The 16,732-nt window shown below is 69.8% G+C and carries 12 protein-coding genes; 5 read left to right on the top strand and 7 right to left on the bottom strand.

Features of this window, described 5'->3' with window-relative positions:
* Positions 1-3: 3 nt before the first annotated feature.
* From PKF00_RS39455 to PKF00_RS39440, 4 genes are read right to left on the bottom strand one after another with little or no spacing between them, the layout of a single operon-like run.
* The gene (locus PKF00_RS39455) at positions 4-291 is read right to left on the bottom strand and encodes an acyl carrier protein (RefSeq protein WP_271222867.1); all 288 of its coding nucleotides are present in this window, start codon (positions 289-291) and stop codon (positions 4-6) included.
* Between the two features lie 38 nt (positions 292-329).
* Entirely contained in the window at positions 330-2,042 is a 1,713-nt protein-coding gene (locus PKF00_RS39450; RefSeq protein ID WP_271222866.1) for an acyl-CoA dehydrogenase family protein, read from the bottom strand.
* On the bottom strand, positions 2,039-3,769 hold the full coding sequence (locus tag PKF00_RS39445) for an acyl-CoA dehydrogenase family protein (protein WP_271222865.1): 1,731 nt from the start codon (positions 3,767-3,769) through the stop codon (positions 2,039-2,041). Before PKF00_RS39445 ends, PKF00_RS39450 begins: the two co-directional genes overlap by 4 nt.
* A complete protein-coding gene (locus PKF00_RS39440) occupies positions 3,766-5,463 on the bottom strand; it encodes a fatty acyl-AMP ligase (protein ID WP_271222872.1) in 1,698 nt (565 codons plus the stop codon). Before PKF00_RS39440 ends, PKF00_RS39445 begins: the two co-directional genes overlap by 4 nt.
* A gap of 464 nt (positions 5,464-5,927) precedes the next feature.
* On the opposite strand from PKF00_RS39440, the gene panD reads away from it, so the two are divergent.
* From panD to PKF00_RS39425, 3 genes are all read left to right on the top strand, one after another.
* Complete coding sequence (panD, locus tag PKF00_RS39435) at positions 5,928-6,380, top strand: aspartate 1-decarboxylase (RefSeq protein WP_271222864.1); 453 nt, start codon at positions 5,928-5,930, stop codon at positions 6,378-6,380.
* Positions 6,381-6,517: 137 nt separating this feature from the next.
* Positions 6,518-8,035 carry a sensor histidine kinase gene (locus tag PKF00_RS39430; protein ID WP_271222863.1) on the top strand — a complete coding sequence of 506 codons (1,518 nt, stop codon included), beginning with the start codon at positions 6,518-6,520 and terminating at the stop codon, positions 8,033-8,035.
* Entirely contained in the window at positions 8,035-8,694 is a 660-nt protein-coding gene (locus PKF00_RS39425; RefSeq protein WP_271222862.1) for a response regulator, read from the top strand. The genes PKF00_RS39430 and PKF00_RS39425 overlap by 1 nt, the downstream gene beginning before the upstream one ends.
* Before the next feature lie 56 nt (positions 8,695-8,750).
* Here the strand turns inward: PKF00_RS39425 and PKF00_RS39420 are convergent, their stop codons facing one another.
* Together PKF00_RS39420 and PKF00_RS39415 are read right to left on the bottom strand one after the other, a co-directional pair.
* Positions 8,751-9,554 (bottom strand): hypothetical protein, encoded by an 804-nt coding sequence (locus PKF00_RS39420; protein WP_271222861.1) that lies wholly within the window; start codon positions 9,552-9,554, stop codon positions 8,751-8,753.
* Positions 9,554-10,522, bottom strand: a complete 969-nt coding sequence (locus tag PKF00_RS39415) for an ABC transporter ATP-binding protein (protein WP_271222860.1) — start codon at positions 10,520-10,522, stop codon at positions 9,554-9,556. Before PKF00_RS39415 ends, PKF00_RS39420 begins: the two co-directional genes overlap by 1 nt.
* Positions 10,523-11,272: 750 nt before the next feature.
* On the opposite strand from PKF00_RS39415, the gene PKF00_RS39410 reads away from it, so the two are divergent.
* On the top strand, positions 11,273-12,439 hold the full coding sequence (locus PKF00_RS39410; protein WP_271222859.1) for a BMP family lipoprotein: 1,167 nt from the start codon (positions 11,273-11,275) through the stop codon (positions 12,437-12,439).
* 247 nt (positions 12,440-12,686) lie between these two features.
* Positions 12,687-13,916 carry a cytochrome P450 family protein gene (locus PKF00_RS39405; RefSeq protein ID WP_271222858.1) on the top strand — a complete coding sequence of 410 codons (1,230 nt, stop codon included), beginning with the start codon at positions 12,687-12,689 and terminating at the stop codon, positions 13,914-13,916.
* On the opposite strand, the gene PKF00_RS39400 is transcribed toward PKF00_RS39405, so the two are convergent.
* The gene (locus tag PKF00_RS39400; RefSeq protein WP_271222857.1) at positions 13,896-16,172 is read right to left on the bottom strand and encodes an ATP-binding protein; all 2,277 of its coding nucleotides are present in this window, start codon (positions 16,170-16,172) and stop codon (positions 13,896-13,898) included. The two genes, PKF00_RS39405 and PKF00_RS39400, sit on opposite strands and share 21 nt — an antisense overlap.
* Positions 16,173-16,732 lie beyond the last annotated feature (560 nt).

The following is a 16,732-nucleotide window of genomic DNA, read 5'->3' as shown; positions in this document are numbered from 1 at the left end:
GGCTCACGCAGATTCGTCGACGTCCGAAGCGGACGCGATCCTCTCCCTGAGGACGGCGTCGAGCTCGTTCACGGTCGGGTGGTCCCACAGGACGGTCGGGTCCAGGACGAGGTCCAGGTGGTCCTCGACCTCCGCGATGAAACCGACGGCGGCGATGGAGTCCAGGCCGTACTCCCCCAGCGGGACGTCGTGGTCGATCTCCGCCGCCGGCCGGCGGACGAAGACGGCGATCCGCTCGGCGAGCCAGGTGCGCAGGACGTCGGCCGACTCGCCGGTCAAAGGCTCTGCCACGTTCCTCTCCTTCGTTCGGTGGTTGGTCGCGGACGGTCTCACCGGCTGCCGCCGGCGAACCGCCTGCTCGAAAGGCCGAAGCTCACGCCCTTCTCGTGGCGGTCGAGCAACTCGGCGTAGAGGGTCTTCTCCACGTCCTCGGGCAGCTCCGGCGTCCGGCCGTCCAGACGCCCGGCGTGCCTGCCCAGCGCCGCGATCAGCCAGGCCGGATTCCCCAGGAACGGGTCGTCGCGGTTGTGCCGCCACGTCTCCAGGCAGGCGGCGGCCATCAGGACCGCGGTGTACCGTGAGGCCAGGTCGTAGGCGTCGGAGCCGGCTGCGAACGTACGCTCGCCCGGCGGCAGGTCCGCGCACGTCTCGGTCAGCTCGCGGAGCTCCGCGAGGAACCGCCCGGCCAGGTCGCGGACCCTTCGTTCGTCCCTGTCGGCTCCGGCCGACGTCGCCTCCAGCACGCCGGCCAGCCCCGCGCTGAGACTGTCCTGGCCGCCCGCGGTGACGGACAGCTGTGCGAAGGGCACCGGCGGGAGGTCCGCGTCCTGCCGGAACAGTCCCGCGGGCGCCGGATCGGCCGTCGACCAGGACCGGCGGGCCAGCATGGGCAGCTGCGGCAGGATCGTCATCTGGCACGCCGCCCGCGCCGCGTGCCCGAAGCCCACCGGAAGCAGGTCGCGCATCAGCTTCTGGAAGATCCCGTTCTCGCCCTCGCGGAGATACGACTGCGCCCCGAGCACGATCGAGAGCCGGTGCATGGCCTCGGACATGACGCCGGACATCGCGTACTTCGCGGCCGCCGCCAGCACGCTGGTCTGCCGGGGAAGCAGGTGCAGCGCCCGGGCGCAGACCAGGCCGAAGCAGTCGCACGCCAACAGGTCGGCGAAGGCTCCGACAAGGGTGGAGCGCACTTCGGGGAGATCGGCGGCGACCCCTCCGTACAGTCTCCGGGACAGCGCGTGCCCGACGGCCGTGCGCAGGCCCGTGTCCAGGATGCCGACCATCATCGCGGGCAGCAGCGTCCGGGTGATCTGGAAGGAGCGCATCGCCACCTCCAGGCCGTGGCCCGCGGTGCCCAGGACGCTGTCGCCGGGGATCAGGCAGTCCCGGAACTCCACACCGCCGAGCTGCACGCCGCGCATGCCGACGCTGGGAAACCTCGGCAGGTAGCGCAGGCCTCCCTCCGCCAGTCCCTCCTTCTCCACGAGGATCTGCGAATGGCTCCGGCTTCCCTGCCTGCGATCGGTGCGCGCGAACATGACCAGGGCGTCGGCGCGTTGGATGTTGGTGACCACTTCCTTGCGGCCGTTGAGCACGAGCCCGCCCCGGCCGGGCATGGCCTCGAACTCGGTCCTGCCCATGTCATTACCGTGCGCGAGCTCGTGGTAGGCGCTCGCCACCCTCCGGTTGCCCAGCAGGAGACCGGCCACGGTCCGGCGGTGCTCGTCGTCCGCGGAGGTCCAGACGTTCACCGCGGCGATGAACGAACTGGTCCCGTAGCCGAGCCCCAGACACGGATCCCGGCGGTACACCGACTGCATGATCTCCGCCAGGTCGTCCAGCCTGGTCAGCCGGCCGCCGTACTCCGGCGGGACGAACTCGGCGTTCAGCCCGTAGGCGTCCAGCGCCCGCTCGCCTTCGGCGAACATCTCGGCCCGCTCGTCGGCGGCGAGGATCGCGGCGAACCCGAGGGGCGAGCCGGGGTCGGCGGGGTCGCCGAGCGACTGCTCCAGCTTCTCCATACGGCCACGCGCGTTCATGGCGTCGTCCCTTCCACACCGGTGCGCGCCCCGGCCGGCGCGGCGGCTCGTGCCCGACCGAACGGCGAGAGCACTCCGGAGTCCGCGCCGAGCAGCTGCTCGGCCAGCAGGTCCCAGACCTCCTGGTCCTGCGAGGCGTTCTCCGCCCCGAGGGCGGACAGCACCCAGACCAGGCAGCCGCGCAACCACAGCGCGTCCCGCCACAGCGGTCCGTCCTGCCGGCGCTCGGAGGCCCCGAGCCACAGCCACAGCGCCGCGGCCCCGGCGAAGAGCAGTTCGTACCGCTCGGCGAGCCGGAACGCGGAGGCGGGCGCCTGGACAGTCCTCGGAACGTGTTCCGCCAGCTCCCGGTGGAGCTCGTCCGCCTCGGCGGCCAGCCGCAGGGCGAGGCCGGCCACGTCCCCGTGCGCCGGGTCCCGCGTGGCCAGCTCCTCGACCTGCCGCACGGCCTGGGGCAGCGCCTGGACCACGCTGCAGCCCTCGGCGGACAGCATGGTCAGCCGAGACAGGTCGAGGTCGCCGAGGGGGGCGTCGAGCCTCGTCGCCTCGGCCAGGCCGTCGCCGTTCCATCGGGCGGCGCGGTAGGCCCTCGCCAGGCGTGGGAACTGGTTGATCAACGCGTACCTGTTGACCGGGGTGCTGCCGTCGAAGATGCCCACGATGCGGTGATCGCGTTCGAGCTTGGCGAACATGCCCTCGGCGTAGACACCGGTGAGGAACCCCCTGGCGCCGAGCAGCTCGCCGAGCCTGTCGAGGACCTGCTGCACCGCCGTCGGCGCGAACGCCTTCGTCACCGCCGAGACGACGCTCATCTCCCCGGGCAGGGCGTGCAGGCTGCGCGCCGCCACCGTGCTCGCCGCCTCCACGGTCAGCAGCGCCGCGACCGCCCTTCCCAGGATGCGGCGCACCCGCGGCAGGTCCGCCAGGAAGCGGCCGTAGAGCTCGCGCCCGCGCACGAAGTCCGCGGCGAGGCGGAGGCCGTGGTCGGCGGCGCCCAAGGACAGGGCCGAGCACATCGTCCTGGTCAGCTGCAGCGACCTGAGCACCGTCTCCGTCCCCTGCCCGGTCCCGCCCACGAGGGCGTCACCGGCGAGCGGGGCGGCGTGGAAGACGATCCCGCTGATGTCGGCTCCGCGGACACCGTGCGTGAGCACCTTGGGAAGGGGGCGGCAGGCGTCGGCCGGGAGCCTCGTCTTGTCCACCAGGAACAGGCTGAAGCCCCGCGGACCGCCCCGCGGCTCGGTTCTGGCGAGCACGCAGATCTGGTCGCCCCGTGTGGCGTTGTTGATCAGCCATTTCTCTCCGTCGAGCCGCCACCCCTCGCCGTCCCTCGTCGCGGTCAGCTCCCCGGCCAGCAGATCGCCGCCGTGGTCGCGCTCGGTGAGCCCCCAGGCGACGACGGAGCCGTCGAGAATCCGCGCGGCGAGCCTCCCGGCCTGCTCGGGGTCGCCCGCCACCCACACGGACACCGCGCCGAGCAACGTCTTGGCGTGCGCCACCGCGACGGTGAGATCGCATCCGGCGACGGCCCTCAGCATCCGCGTCAGCTCGGGGAAATCCGCCAGCAGCCCGCCGTGGCGGACCGGGACGTAGTACCGGTTCAGGCCGAAGGCGTCCAGCGCGTCACAGGCCTCCTCGGGAAACTCCTCGCGCAGGTCGAGCTCGGCCAGGCGGGCCGGCGCGAACGGGGCGCTTCGCAGCAGCGACTCCAGCCGCGCGGCCGTCATCGGGACGCCTCCGCGGCGGTGCGGCTCAGCGCGGCGCGCAGCCGAGGGTTCTCGTCCTGGTAGAGCGCGCCCAGCTCGGCGTCGAGGAAGAGCCTGCGCATCGCCAGCCGCTGGATCTTCCCGCTGGTCGTGCGCTGGACGCCGCCTCGCCGCAGCAGCGCCACCTCGGCCACTCCCACCCCGAACTCCCGGGAGACCGTCTGCTTCATGTCGCGGGCGATCCTGCGCATGACCTCGGGTTCCGGCCGCTTGTCGATCTCGTGGGTCACGACGAGCATCTCCTCGACACCGGCCCCGTCCGTTGTCGGCACCGGTACGGTGAAGACGGCGCCGACGCTGCCGAGCTCCGGATGCTGGGCCCGTAGTTCCTGCTCGATGTCGTGCGGGTAGAGGTTCCGCCCGTACATGATGATCGTTTCTTTGATCCGGCCGGTCACGTAGAGCTCGCCCCGGTGGAGGACTCCGCGGTCACCGGTGCGCAGGAAGCCGCCTTCCCCGTCCGCGGTGACCGCTCCGAACGTGGCGCGCGTGGCCTCCTCGTTGTGCCAGTAGCCCGCCGCGACGCTCTCTCCGCGCAACCAGATCTCGCCGACCTCCCCCTCGGACAGCACCCGGCCGCTGTCCGGATCGACGATGCGGACGTCGAAGTCGTGGACCGGCCCGCAGCCGGCGATCTCCCGGCCCGGCGCGTCGGGAAGCACCGGCACGAAACGATGGCGCTCCAGCAGGTCGGGGTCGACCCGCTGGGCCTGGGCGCCGCTCACTCCGCCGGAGACGAAGAGGGTGGCCTCGGCGAGGCCGTAGCAGGGGATCAGGGTCTCCTCCCTGAGTCCCGCGGGGGCGAAGCGTTCGGCGAAGGCCCTGAGGGTGGCGGCGTTGACGGGCTCGGAGCCGTTGTGCGCGAAGCGCCAGCGGGACAGGTCGAGCCGGGCCAGCTCCTCGTCGGTGACCTGCTGCACGCACCGCTCGTAGGCGAAGTTCGGGGCGGCCGACCAGTGCACGTCGTAGTCGTCGATCAGGCGCAGCCACAGGTAGGGACGCTTGACGAACAGTGTGGAGGCCATCAGGACGCACGCGCCGCCGAAGAACAGCGGCGGCAGCAACTGCCCCATGAGCCCCATGTCGTGGTAGAGCGGGATCCATGCCCCCGAACGGGTGGACTCGTCGAAGCCGTAGACGGCTCCGTAGCTCTCCACGTTGCGCAGGAGGTTGCCGTGGGTCACCATCACGCCCTTCGGCGTGTCGGTGGATCCGGAGGTGTACTGCAGCAGCGCGATCGTGTCACGCCCCAGCTCCGGCGTCCTCCACTCGTCCGCGTCGCCGAGCCCGCCCTCGTCGGTCGTCCGCAGCACGAGCCCGGTCAGGTTCTGGTGTTCCGCCCACTCGCGGACCTCCGGCAGGTGGGCGCGGTCGGTGAGCACCGTGGAGGCGCCGCAGTCGGCCGCGATCGCCGCCACCCGTCTGCGGTTGTGACGGTAGCCGCCGGGCATCGGCGCGGTGACCGCGACCATGCCCGCGTACAGGCAGCCGAAGAAGGCCGCGACGAAGTTGAGGCCTGTCGGGTAGAGGAGCAGCACTCGGCCTCCGGGCTCCTGGCGTCGCAGCAGCCACACCGCGATCTCCCGGGCCCTCTCATCCAGCTCCGCGTACGACAACGACTGCGCGCCGTCCTCTTTCCCGGGATCCGCAACCATGATCACCGAAGGCTTTCCGCCTGCCGCGAGCACATGTCCTCGCATCAGCGACACGACATCGGAGGCATTCAACAGATCGGACACGGATCGCACTTCCCTTCCTGCCGACACCACGTCCAGAAGAATCACGAGGCCATGAATTAACGGCCGTCGGATAAAACAACCGGAGAAAAGCGCGGAATGATTCGGAGCCGATGGGATCAGGCGCGCACGCCCCGGGCACGACGCCCTGCCAGCTCGCGGACATCAAGCTATCCAGCACTTAATCGGCCAGTCAAGGACGTAAACGAAACCATTGCGCACGTCCGGCCAGGCCACGGCGACCCAACTGTATCTTTTCGCGGGAGCTTAATCGAGTGCCCTCCTCGGGAGGCACTGATAAAATTCAGGCGGACATTAATGCGCCCACATTCATGCGCCCATCGGCCCTGACCGGACGACGGTCCCACCCAAACAGGGAACCCATGTACCTGACATTAATGAAATCAAAAATCCACCGAGCGACCGTCACGCAGGCGGATCTGCACTACGTCGGATCGCTGACCGTCGACAGCGACCTGATGGAGGCCGCCAACCTGGTCGCCGGCGAGCAGGTGGACGTCGTGGACATCGACAACGGCGCGCGCCTGACGACGTACGTCATCGCCGGGCCGCCGGGAACGGGGGTGATCGGCATCAACGGGGCGGCCGCCCGCCTGGTCTCCCCCGGTGACCTTGTCATCGTCATCGCCTACGCCTCGGTTCCGCAGGAGGACGCCAAGGCGTTCACCCCGCACGTGGTGTTCGTCGACGACAGGAACCGGCCAGTGGAGATCGGATCGGACCCGGCCGCGGCTCCCGAGGGCAGCGGTCTGATGCGGGGCGATCTCGCGTCGCCGTCGGGTGACGCCGGTTCTCCCCGGATTCCCGCCCTGTAGCGGAGCGGTGGAGGTTCCTCCGAACGCTGGATAGCGTTCCTCCCGTGAATAGATCACCTTGGGAAAGGATGCTCCGGTTCCTCACCGGGCGGTCACGGCAAGGACCTGTCACGCAAGCCGTTCTGCTGTGGTCGCTGATGTCCGCTCCCGTCCTGTTGTGGGCGCTGGACAGCGGGGTGGGCGGCGACGTGTGGTCGCAGCTGGTCCTGCCGCTGGCGGCGCTGGCCGTGGCGGCGGCGGTCAACCGCCGCTGGCCGTTGGCCACGTTGGCCGTCTGCGCCGCGCTGACCGCGTTCGACCCGCTCAGCCCCGTCGATCGCTACACCATCGCGGTCATGGTCGCGAGCTACCTGTCGAGCCGGCGCGTGAACGGCCTGTGGCAGGCGCTGGGAGGCATCTCCGCGATCGTCTCCGGCGCCGTCCTGATCAGCGTGGCCTTCAGTCCGTCGCCCCAGCTGTGGATCTACGACATCGCCACGATGCCGTTCGTCACCGTGTTCCCCTGGCTCGTCGGACGTTACCGGGTTCAGCACCGGGCGCTCGTCGTGGGCGGATGGGAGCGCGCCCGGCAGATGGAGCGCGAACAGCGCATCATCGCCGACCAGGCCCGGCTGCTGGAACGCGCCCGCATCGCGCGGGACATGCACGACTCGCTCGGTCACGAGCTGAGCCTCATCGCGTTGCAGGCGGGCGTCCTGGAGGTCGACACCACGCTGGAGGAGCGCCACCGCCTCGTGGCCGAACGGCTCCGGACGGCCGCCAGCACCGCGACCGAACGCCTTCAGGAGATCATCGGGGTTCTGCGCGACGAGTCGGACCAGGTGCCGAACACCCCGGCCGACGAGAGCATCAAGGACCTGGTCAAGCGGGCGAACGCCTCGGGCATGACGGTGGTGCTCCGCAGCGAGGGACAGGCGGGGGACATTCCCGGCCTGGTGGACCGCGCCGTCTACCGCGTGGTGCAGGAGTCGCTGACGAACGCCGCCAAGCACGCCCCGGGCGCCGAGGTCGTCGTCCGTCTCCTCCACGAGGAGGACCGGACCGGGGTGACGGTGACGAACGGGCCGCCTTCCAGCCCGCCGCCCCACGTCGCCAGCGGGGGCCGCGGCCTGCTGGGGCTCCGGGAGAGAATGCGGCTGGTGGGCGGCTCCATCGCCTACCGGCGGACGGACCGCGAGTTCACGGTCGAGGCGTGGGCGCCGCATCGCGCGACCTCGGACGCCCTCCGGCACGAGGGCGCCGATCCCTCCCCCGAGGCGACTGTGACGCTGCTGGAGAACGTGCAGCGGCGGCGCGCCCGTCGCGGGTTCCTGCTGGCGTTCGCCCTGCCGCTGGCCTTCACCGCCCTTCTCCTGCTCGCCCTGCTGGGGTTCGCCTACCAGAACCTGACATCCGTGCTGGACCCCAGCGTGTTCGACCGCATGACGATCGGCCAGTCCCATGAGGAGATCGCCCCCAGCCTTCCGGCGCACGCGTTCGCCGAGAGCCCGACCCCCGTCACGGAGCCGCCCCGGCCTGCCGGAGCCGTATGCTCCTACTACTGGTCGAGCCATTTCCTGTTCGGCTCGACCTCCGTGTACCGGCTCTGCTTCGTGGGCGACCGCCTCGCGGACAAGGACGCTCTCGCCCCCAACCCCTCATCGGAGGAGCACTGATGATCCGAGTGGTGCTGGCCGACGACGAGACCATGGTCCGGGTGGGGATCAGCGGGATTCTCGCCTCCGACCCGGGCATCTCGGTCGTCGGCGAGGCCTGCGACGGCGCCGAGGCGGTCGAGCTGGTGCGACGTCACCGGCCGCAGGTCGCGCTGATCGACATCCAGATGCCGAAGATGGACGGGCTCAGCGCGGCCGAGGAGATCCGCCGGACGGTCCCGGAGACCGGTGTGGTCATGCTGACCACGTTCTCCCAGGACGAGTACATCACGCGAGCGCTTCGCATCGGCACCAACGGCTTCCTGCTGAAGTCGGGGAACCCCCACGAACTGATCAACGGTGTGCACGCGGTGGCCGAGGGCGGCGCGTGCCTGTCGCCCAAGGTGGCCGCACGAGTGATCAACTCGTTCGGGGGCGAGCGCCGGGCGCGCGGCGACGCCATCGTCCGCCAGGTCGGCGTGCTCACCGACCGCGAGCGTGAGGTGCTGGCCCTGCTCGGCGCCGGGTTGTCCAACGCCGACATCGGCCGGCGCCTGTTCCTGGTGGAGGGAACGGTGAAGGTCTACGTCAGCACCATCCTGACCAAGCTGAACGTCCGCAACCGCGTGCAGGCCGCGATCATCGCCTACGAGGCGGGACTCGTCGGCGAGATCGGCTGACGCCGAAACGCTCGCGATCCCCGGCGGATCGCGAGCGTGGTGAGAGGGCGGTGACGTCAGGCGTCTTTGCTGCGCAGAGTCACATATCCAGCGTAGATCGACGCCAAGGTCCATCCGAGCATGATCAGTCCGCCTACCGCCTGGCCGTACGGCTCGCCGGTGCTGGCACGCATCAGGTTCGCTCCCGCGTCCCCCGGGAGGTAGTCCGCGATCGCGCCCAGGTTGAGGCCCGGCAGCAGGATGGGCACGATCAGCAGGATCACGAAGAGCACGGAGATCGCGCCCGCCACGTTGCGCAGGAGAGTCCCCAGACCGAGCGCGAAGACACCGAGCATCGGCATGTACAGGGCGATCCCGATGACCGTGTCGTAGGCGGCCGCGTCGGTGTACGGCTCGCCGTACTCACCGAGCCCGATGTCCGACAGGATCAGCGCCGCTCCTCCGAACACGAGCCCCAGCACGAACAGGACGGGGACGAGGAGCAGCACCTTCGCCAGCAGCACGCGCCCCCGGTTCGGCACCCACTGCGTCGTCGCACGGATGGTCCCGGTGGAGTACTCGGATGTGATCACCATGACGCCCAGGACGGCCACCGCCCACTGTGCCAGGAAGGCGACGGCCGTGGCTCCGACGAACGGGGCCGAGCTGGTGAACGCGTCCGTCGTGCCGTCCTCGTGCTGCGACCGGGTGGAGATCGCGGCGAGTGCCACACCGCCCAGCAGCAGTGCCGTCCCCGCCAGCAACGTCCACATCGTCCCCCGGACGCTCCAGAACTTGGTCCACTCCGAGGCGACCGCTCCCTTGAGCCCGCCGTCCGACCTCTTGGCTGCGGGCAGCCGCCCAGGCATCGCCACCGTCATCACAGGACCTCAGCCTTCTCGTGGCGGCCGCCGAACCCGGGGGGCTGCGACCGGGCAGACGACGTGCCGAACTCGACGCTTCCGGAGGTGAGTTCGATGTAGGCCTCCTCGAGGGAGGCGCTGATCAATGTGAGCTCGTGCAACCGCAGTCCTATCTCGTGAGCGAGGTCGCCGACGCGGGAGGCGCTGGCGCCCCTGATGAGGATTTCGCCGTCCCCCGTCCACTGCACGTCGGCCGCCTCGGCGGTGAGCCGGGAGCACAGCAGATCCAGTCCCCTGATCTGCGGGCTCTGCAGCCTCACCACGTGACGGGAGCTCTTGGCGATGAGTTCGGTCATCGGCAGGTCCGCCAGGAGCCTGCCCTTGCCGATGACCACGAGGTGATCGGCGGTCAGCTCCATCTCGCTCATGAGGTGGCTGGACAGGAAGACGGTCCGTCCCTCCGCGGCGAGCCTGCGCGTCAGGTCGCGCACCCAGCGCACCCCGTCGGGGTCGAGGCCGTTGACCGGTTCGTCCAGGATGAGGATCGGAGGATCACCCAGCAGGGCGGTCGCGATGCCCAGCCGCTGGCCCATCCCCAGGGAGAACGAGCCCGCGCGCTTGTTCGCCACCTCCGACAGGCCCACGGTCTGCAGCACCTCGTCCACCCGCTTGGCGGAGATGCTGTGCGTGCGGGCCATGGCCAGCAGATGGTTGCGGGCGCTGCGCCCCGGATGCACCGACCTGGCCTCCAGGAGCGCGCCGACCTCGCGAACCGGATGGCGCAACGTCGTGTACGGCTTGCCGGAGACGAGCGCCTGCCCCGAGGTGGGCTTGTCCAGGCCGAGGATCATCCGCATCGTCGTGGATTTCCCGGCTCCGTTGGGGCCTAGGAAGCCGGTGACCTTCCCCGGAGCGATGTCCAGCGAAATATTGTCGACCGCCGTCTTCTCACCGTAACGTTTGGTCAATCCTCTGAGTGTGATCACTGCTTCTCCCGCGTACGTCCATGTCGTCGATCACACGCTATTGACGGGCCGGTTGACGACACATCTGCCGATCGGTGACCGCGGCACTGTCTTTCGACAGGTTTCCCGGCGGCGCGGAAGCCGGCGGCGCGTCACGAAGGCGTCGTGACCGGCCGCGGACCGGGGCGGGTCCGGACGCCGGGCGGTGCGCCCCGTGCTCACGACCGTCCTCGCGGCGTCCGGACGCCCGGTCGCCCCGCGGGGCGAGGGACGACGGGCCGGTGGACACGACCAGGCGATTCCCGGCGGGCGGCGGTCCTGTCCGGACTCTTTCATTCGATTTCCCCGGGCAGGAGATACATCGGAACTTTGGAGCACCGCCTGTTCTGTCCCACCCGAATTCACCCGGTCCGAAGGAGAGCGCAGTGTTCGAAGACCGTCTCCCTGGCCTGTCGCGTTCTCCTCTGTCCAGGACGGCCGCCCGCGTGGCGGACCGAAATCGGGTCGTCCGTGCGCGGTCTCTCCGGGCACGCGCCGACCGGCGGGAAAAAAACGGACGCCGGCCGTCGATATCCGCCTTCCGGCGCCGACTTGACCGCTCCCTCCGCCTCGGGCAAAAATGGGGCCGCCTTAAATCTTTCCACAGCACGCGAACAGCCCGTTCAAACCGCACTCCCGGTGACGGGCCGTCACCGATGACAGTTCGTTGAGCGTCGGATTCGGTCGTCAACCACAATTGGGAATCCCTTTTGAGCGTCTGCCGCGCAACCAGTGTCCCGCGAGACTCCGACCGCGCAGATCACGGCCGCCGGAGTCCTGCGGCACGCGAGCCGCGCCGACCGGCTCCGTGATCTCCGGGTCGACGACTCCCCCAGTCACTCAAAAGGAGCTTTAACTGTGCTTCGCACGCTACGGACCACGGTTGCCCTGACGGCGTCTCTGACGACGCTGGCCCTCGCCGGGTGCACCCAGAGCGTCCCGTCTGCGAACGAAAGGCCTGCGGGAAAGGCCTCGCCCAAGGTCGGCCTCCTCTACGCGGGCGGCCTGGGAGACTTCTCGTACAACGACCTGGCCCACCTCGGCCTGGAAAAGGTGGAGAAGGACCTCGGGATCCCGGTCAAGGGAGTGGAGACGAAGGCGGACGCGACAGACGGGGAGAAGACCCAGCTGGTCGAGGCGCTCATCGACTCGGGACACGATCCGATCATCGGGATGACCTTCTCCTACAGCAAGGTCATCGACCAGGCCGCCTCGCGGCACCCGAACGTCCGTTTCGCCGTGATCGACGGCGACCCGACGAACCAGCCGAACGTCAGCCGCCTGACCTTCGCCGTCGAACAGGGCTCCTTTCTGGTGGGGGCGGCCGCGGCCCTGAAGTCGAAAACGAAAAGAATCGGCTTTGTCGGAGGAATGGAAAGCCCCGAGATCCAGAAATTCGAGGCGGGTTACACCGCGGGGGCGAAAAAAATCGACCCCGGCGTCGACGTTCTGGTCAAATACATCACCCAGGCCCCGGACTTCTCCGGTTTTCGAGACCCCGCGAAGGGCGGGATAGCCGCCAAGGGCCAGTTCGACAAGGGCGCGGACGTCATATTCCACTCCGCCGGGGCCACCGGGACAGGCGTGATCGAAGCGGCGGCGGCCACCGGGAAGCAGGCGATCGGAGTGGACTCCGACCAGTACAACCAGCCCGGCCTGGCCGCGGTGCGCGACCACATCCTCACCTCGATGGTGAAGCGTGTGGACGTCGCGGTCTTCGACTTCGCCGCCCAGGTCAAGGCCGGCCGGTTCAGCGCCGGCACCAGGATCTACGACCTGTCCAACCGGGGAGTCGGCTACACCACGTCCGGCGGTGAGGTCGACGACATCGCGGACGAGCTGAACGCCCTTGAGAAAGAGATAGCCGAAGGCAGGATCAAGGTGCCGGAGAAGCCGTGAGCCGCGGCTCGGCTTCACGACGCCCCTGATCCCGGCCGCTCGACAAGCCCGGGCCGATGACCCCCGCGCCCGAGTTCGCCGCGCCTCCTCCACGGGGAGGGGGCCGGCGGTTCTCCCGTCGGCGTCCGAAGGACGCCGGCGTCCGAAGAACACAGGCGGACTCCCAGGAGTCCCGACTGATCCTCAGGGAAGTCCGCCTGGACCAAAGGTTTCACCGCACGAGTTCGCAGAGGCGAGGGGTAGGCGAATGAACAAGAAGAAGGCGGAGCTACTGGGGCAGGGGTGCGAGACCGACCCCTATCCCGTGTGGGCGAGGCTTCGTCAGGAAGAACCGGTCAGCAAGGTGGTGCTCCGTGACGGCCTGCACTGCTGGCTGGTGACACGGTACGACGACGCCCGGGCCGCGCTGGCCGATCCCCTTCTGAGCAGAGACCCGCGGGTCGCGGGCCCCTGGTGGCAGGAGTCGGATCGCGGCCGCAAGCTGGAGGACGGGGCGCACCTGGGAGTCCATCTCCTCACCAGGGAGGCGCCCGACCACACCCGGCTGCGCCGGTTGGTCTCCGCCGCCTTCACCCAGCGCCGGGCGAAGGCCATGCGCGAGCGCGTGCAGGAGATCGCCGACTCGCTCATCGACGCCGTCCAGGCGCGAGGACACGCCGACCTCGTCGCGGACTTCGCCTACCCGCTGGCGACCACTGTCATCTGTGAGGTGATGGGCATACCCACGCGGGACAGAGACCTCTTCCGGCAGTGGACGTCCAACGCCGTCGTCTCCGAGCCGGAGGGGAACGGCGCGCACGCCGTCCCGCCGCGGAGCCCGGACGACTACCTGCGGGCGCTGGTCGCGGCCAAGCGTCGCGCGCCGGGCGACGATCTGGTCAGCGCGCTGGTCACCGCCGGTGAGGACCGGCTCAGCGAGACCGAGCTGCTGTCCATGCTCTTCCTGCTGCTGATCGCGGGCCACGAGGGAATGGTCGGCCTCATCGCCAACGCGACGCTCGCGCTGCTGGAGAACCCCGACCAGCTCCTCCTGCTGCGCGACAGGCCCGACCTGTGGAGTTCGGCCGTGGAGGAGGTCCTCCGTTACGACGGGCCGATGGAACTGGCGGCCTGGCGTTTCACCGCCGGGCCGGTGACGATCGGCGGAACGCCGATCCCCGCCGGCGAACCGGTGGTGATCTCCCTGGCCGCGGCCCACCGGGACCCCGACCGGTTCGACGAGCCCGACCGGCTCGACGTGACCCGTTCGGACAATCCGCACCTGGGTTTCGGACACGGCCTCCACTACTGTCTCGGCGCGCCGCTGGCACGCCTGGAGGGCGGCATCGCGATGGAGACCCTCTTCCGCCGCCTGCCCGACCTGTCCCTCGCCGTCTCCGCCGAACGGCTTCACCGGCAGCCGAGCTTCGTCCTGCGCGGGCTGTACGACCTCCCGGTCACCTTCACCCCCGTCCGGTCACCAGCCAGGTCGCGATAGGACGTTCGCTCTGAGGTCGACGGCGTCTCCCCGCAGGTAGGCGCGGATGTCGGTCACCCGCGGATCGTTGACCTCGTCGTACAACGCCAGCGCGGCCTCCCAGGACTCGCGGGCGTCCTGCGGGCGGCCGAGGACCTGCAGGGTGTAGCCCCGCCGGGCCAGGCCGTCCGCCTCCCCCCATCGAGAACCCGCGAGACGGCGGGCCTGCAACGAACGGTCGAGATGGCTCAGGGCCTGCTGATGCTCACCGCGAGCGATGTGGACCTCGGCCATCTTGACCAGGATCAGTCCCTGACCGTCGTGGTTCCCGATCTCGTCGAAGATCCTGAACGAGTCCTCGAGGGTCTGGAGCGCCTCGTCGTACCGCTGCCATCCGTGATAGGCGTCGGCCACGGTGAACAGGGCCGACGCCTCGCCGTGCCGGTCCCCTATCTCCCGGAAGACCAGCAGGGCCTCCTGGGCGTACCGCAGGGCATGCTCCAGCCGTCCCCGGTCGATGGCGAGAAAGCCCGAGCCCGCCAGGGCCCACGCCTGACCGTGCCGGTCTCCGATGCGCTGGCGGATGGTCAGGGCGTGCTCGAAGAGTTGCTGCGACCGGTCGTAGTGGCCGAGCCAGCGGTATCCGTCGGCCAGACTGGTCTCCACCCACCCCTCGGCGTAGCTGTTGCCCGCCGCGCGCGCCGCCTCCTGCGCCGTCGTGGTGGTGTCCACCCACAGTCGCCCGGGGTTGCGCAGCAGGCGCAGGTAGTCCCACAGGGCCACGGCGGTCTGCCAGACGGTGTCGTACAGCTCGTGCTCCATGGCCAGGCTCACCACCGCCATGAAGTTGAGCGCCTCGATGTCGAACCACCGCAACGCGACCTTGTCGTCGGCGAACGTCATGGGGACACAGCCGGGTTCCGGCGGGCGCAACTCCAGCGGGTTCAGGCGGAAAGGGGCCAGGGCCCGGCCTCCCGCGGCCGAGCTGTGCAGATACCAGTCGGTCAGGCGGCGCACCGAGGCCCCGCGGTCCTCCGGGTCCTCCTCGGCCTCCACGCGTTCGGCGGCGTACAGACGCATCAGGTCGTGGAAGCGGTACCGGCCGTGGGGCGCGGCTTCCAGCAGGTGCACACCGCTGAGCTTCTCCAGCAGACGCCGGGCCTGCACGACGGGCACTCCGGCCAGCGCGGCGGCCGCCTCCACGCTGAAGTTCGGCCCCTCATGCAGGCCGAGCAGGCGGAACATCCGCGCCTGCGCGTCGCTGAGGTCGTGATAGGACCACTCGAACACCGTCCGCACAGGCACCGAGTCGTCGGTCGCCAGCCCGTCCAGCCGCTGCTCCTCCGCGGCCAGTTCGTCCACCAGTTCGCTGACAGGACGGTGCGGATGCGCGGCCACCCGCTCGGCGGCGATGCGCAGCGCCAGCGGCAGGTGCCCGCACAGTTCGGCCAGGGCGGACAGGGACTCGCCCTCGGTGCGGGCCACCCCGATCGCCTTTCGCAGCACGGCGATCGACTCCGCCTCGGTCATCGAGCCGATCATGATCCGTTCGACGCCGAACTGGATGGCCAGCCCGTTCAGCCTTCTGCGGCTGGTCACCACCACGCCGCACCCGGGGGCGTTGGGGATCAGGGGCAGGACCTGCTCCGAGGAGGCCGCGTTGTCCAGCACGATCAGGAGCCGCCGGGAGGCCAGCAGCGAGCGGTACAGCGCCGCCCGCTGCTCGACTCCCGCCGGGATGTCGCGGGCGGGCACCCCGAGCGCCACCAGGAACTCCTCCAGCACGTTCTCCGGACGTGCGGGATGCCTTTTGCGTGAGTAGCCGTGCAGGTCGACGTAGAGCTGCCCGTCGGGGTAGAGCTTTCCCTCGGGGCCGTTGACCCGGTGCCCCAGGCAGAGCGCGGCGGTGGTCTTCCCCGCGCCGGGCGGACCGTCGATGGCCACGATCAGCGGGGTCTCCCTGGACAGGACCTCGCGCATCCGGCGCAGTTCGCGGTCGCGCCCGACGAATCCGGCGGGCGCCGCGGGCAGCTGGGCCGGGCCGGTCTCGCCCTCGGTGGACGCCAGCGCGATCAGTGTGCCGCCCGCCTCGAGCACCTCGTCACAGCGCTTGACCACGTCGGCCGACGGTAATCGACCGTTTCTGATCTTGCTTAACCAGCTTGGGTGATATCCCGCCAGCTCCGCCAGCCTTCGCCACGACAAACGACGTTTCGCCAGAAGTCGCTCCAACTCCGCGACGAAAGGTGACGGCGCGTTCGCAGGAGTTCTTGACATACGTCCTCCTGAGGAGTGTGGAGTCGCCTCGGTTCGGTAACACGTCAGGGCTTGCGACCGCAAAGCGGCATGCTCGCCTTCTTGTGCGTTCTCGAGCGCGTGCCGACGCTCGCAGTCAGCCGGGCCGAACCGGCGGCTGACCGAGTGGCGGCAGGTTGGGGCTGCGTCCGCGGAAGTGGTGGGAGAGTTTCCTCGGACGACCAGCATAGCGCCGGACACGAAGACGACCATCGTGCGATCTTTCGTGATTACAAAACCGAACCACGCCCGGTTTCGCGGAGCCGGAGCGCCCGGCTCCGGGGAGAATGGCCGGGTTATTCGCCGTTCGGCGAAGGCTTTTGAAGCCGACGACTTGAAGGCGGCCTCATACGCTGCGAATTCAGCGGTTGTCACGGCGGCGCGCTACTTCATGAGGCGTCCGCGACCTCTTCCCGCTCTTTCACGAGGCTCGTCGGCGGACCGGTCCAATCCCCGGGACGGGCCGACGGTCACGATCTCGTCACGGGCGTCACGGGCGTCGCGGGGTGAGCGCGCCGGTCCCGGCGGCGCGGCGTCGGGAC

Source organism: Streptosporangium carneum (assembly GCF_027922005.1).
Classification (GTDB): domain Bacteria; phylum Actinomycetota; class Actinomycetes; order Streptosporangiales; family Streptosporangiaceae; genus Streptosporangium; species Streptosporangium carneum.
This window is presented reverse-complemented; position numbering and strand designations above follow the sequence as displayed.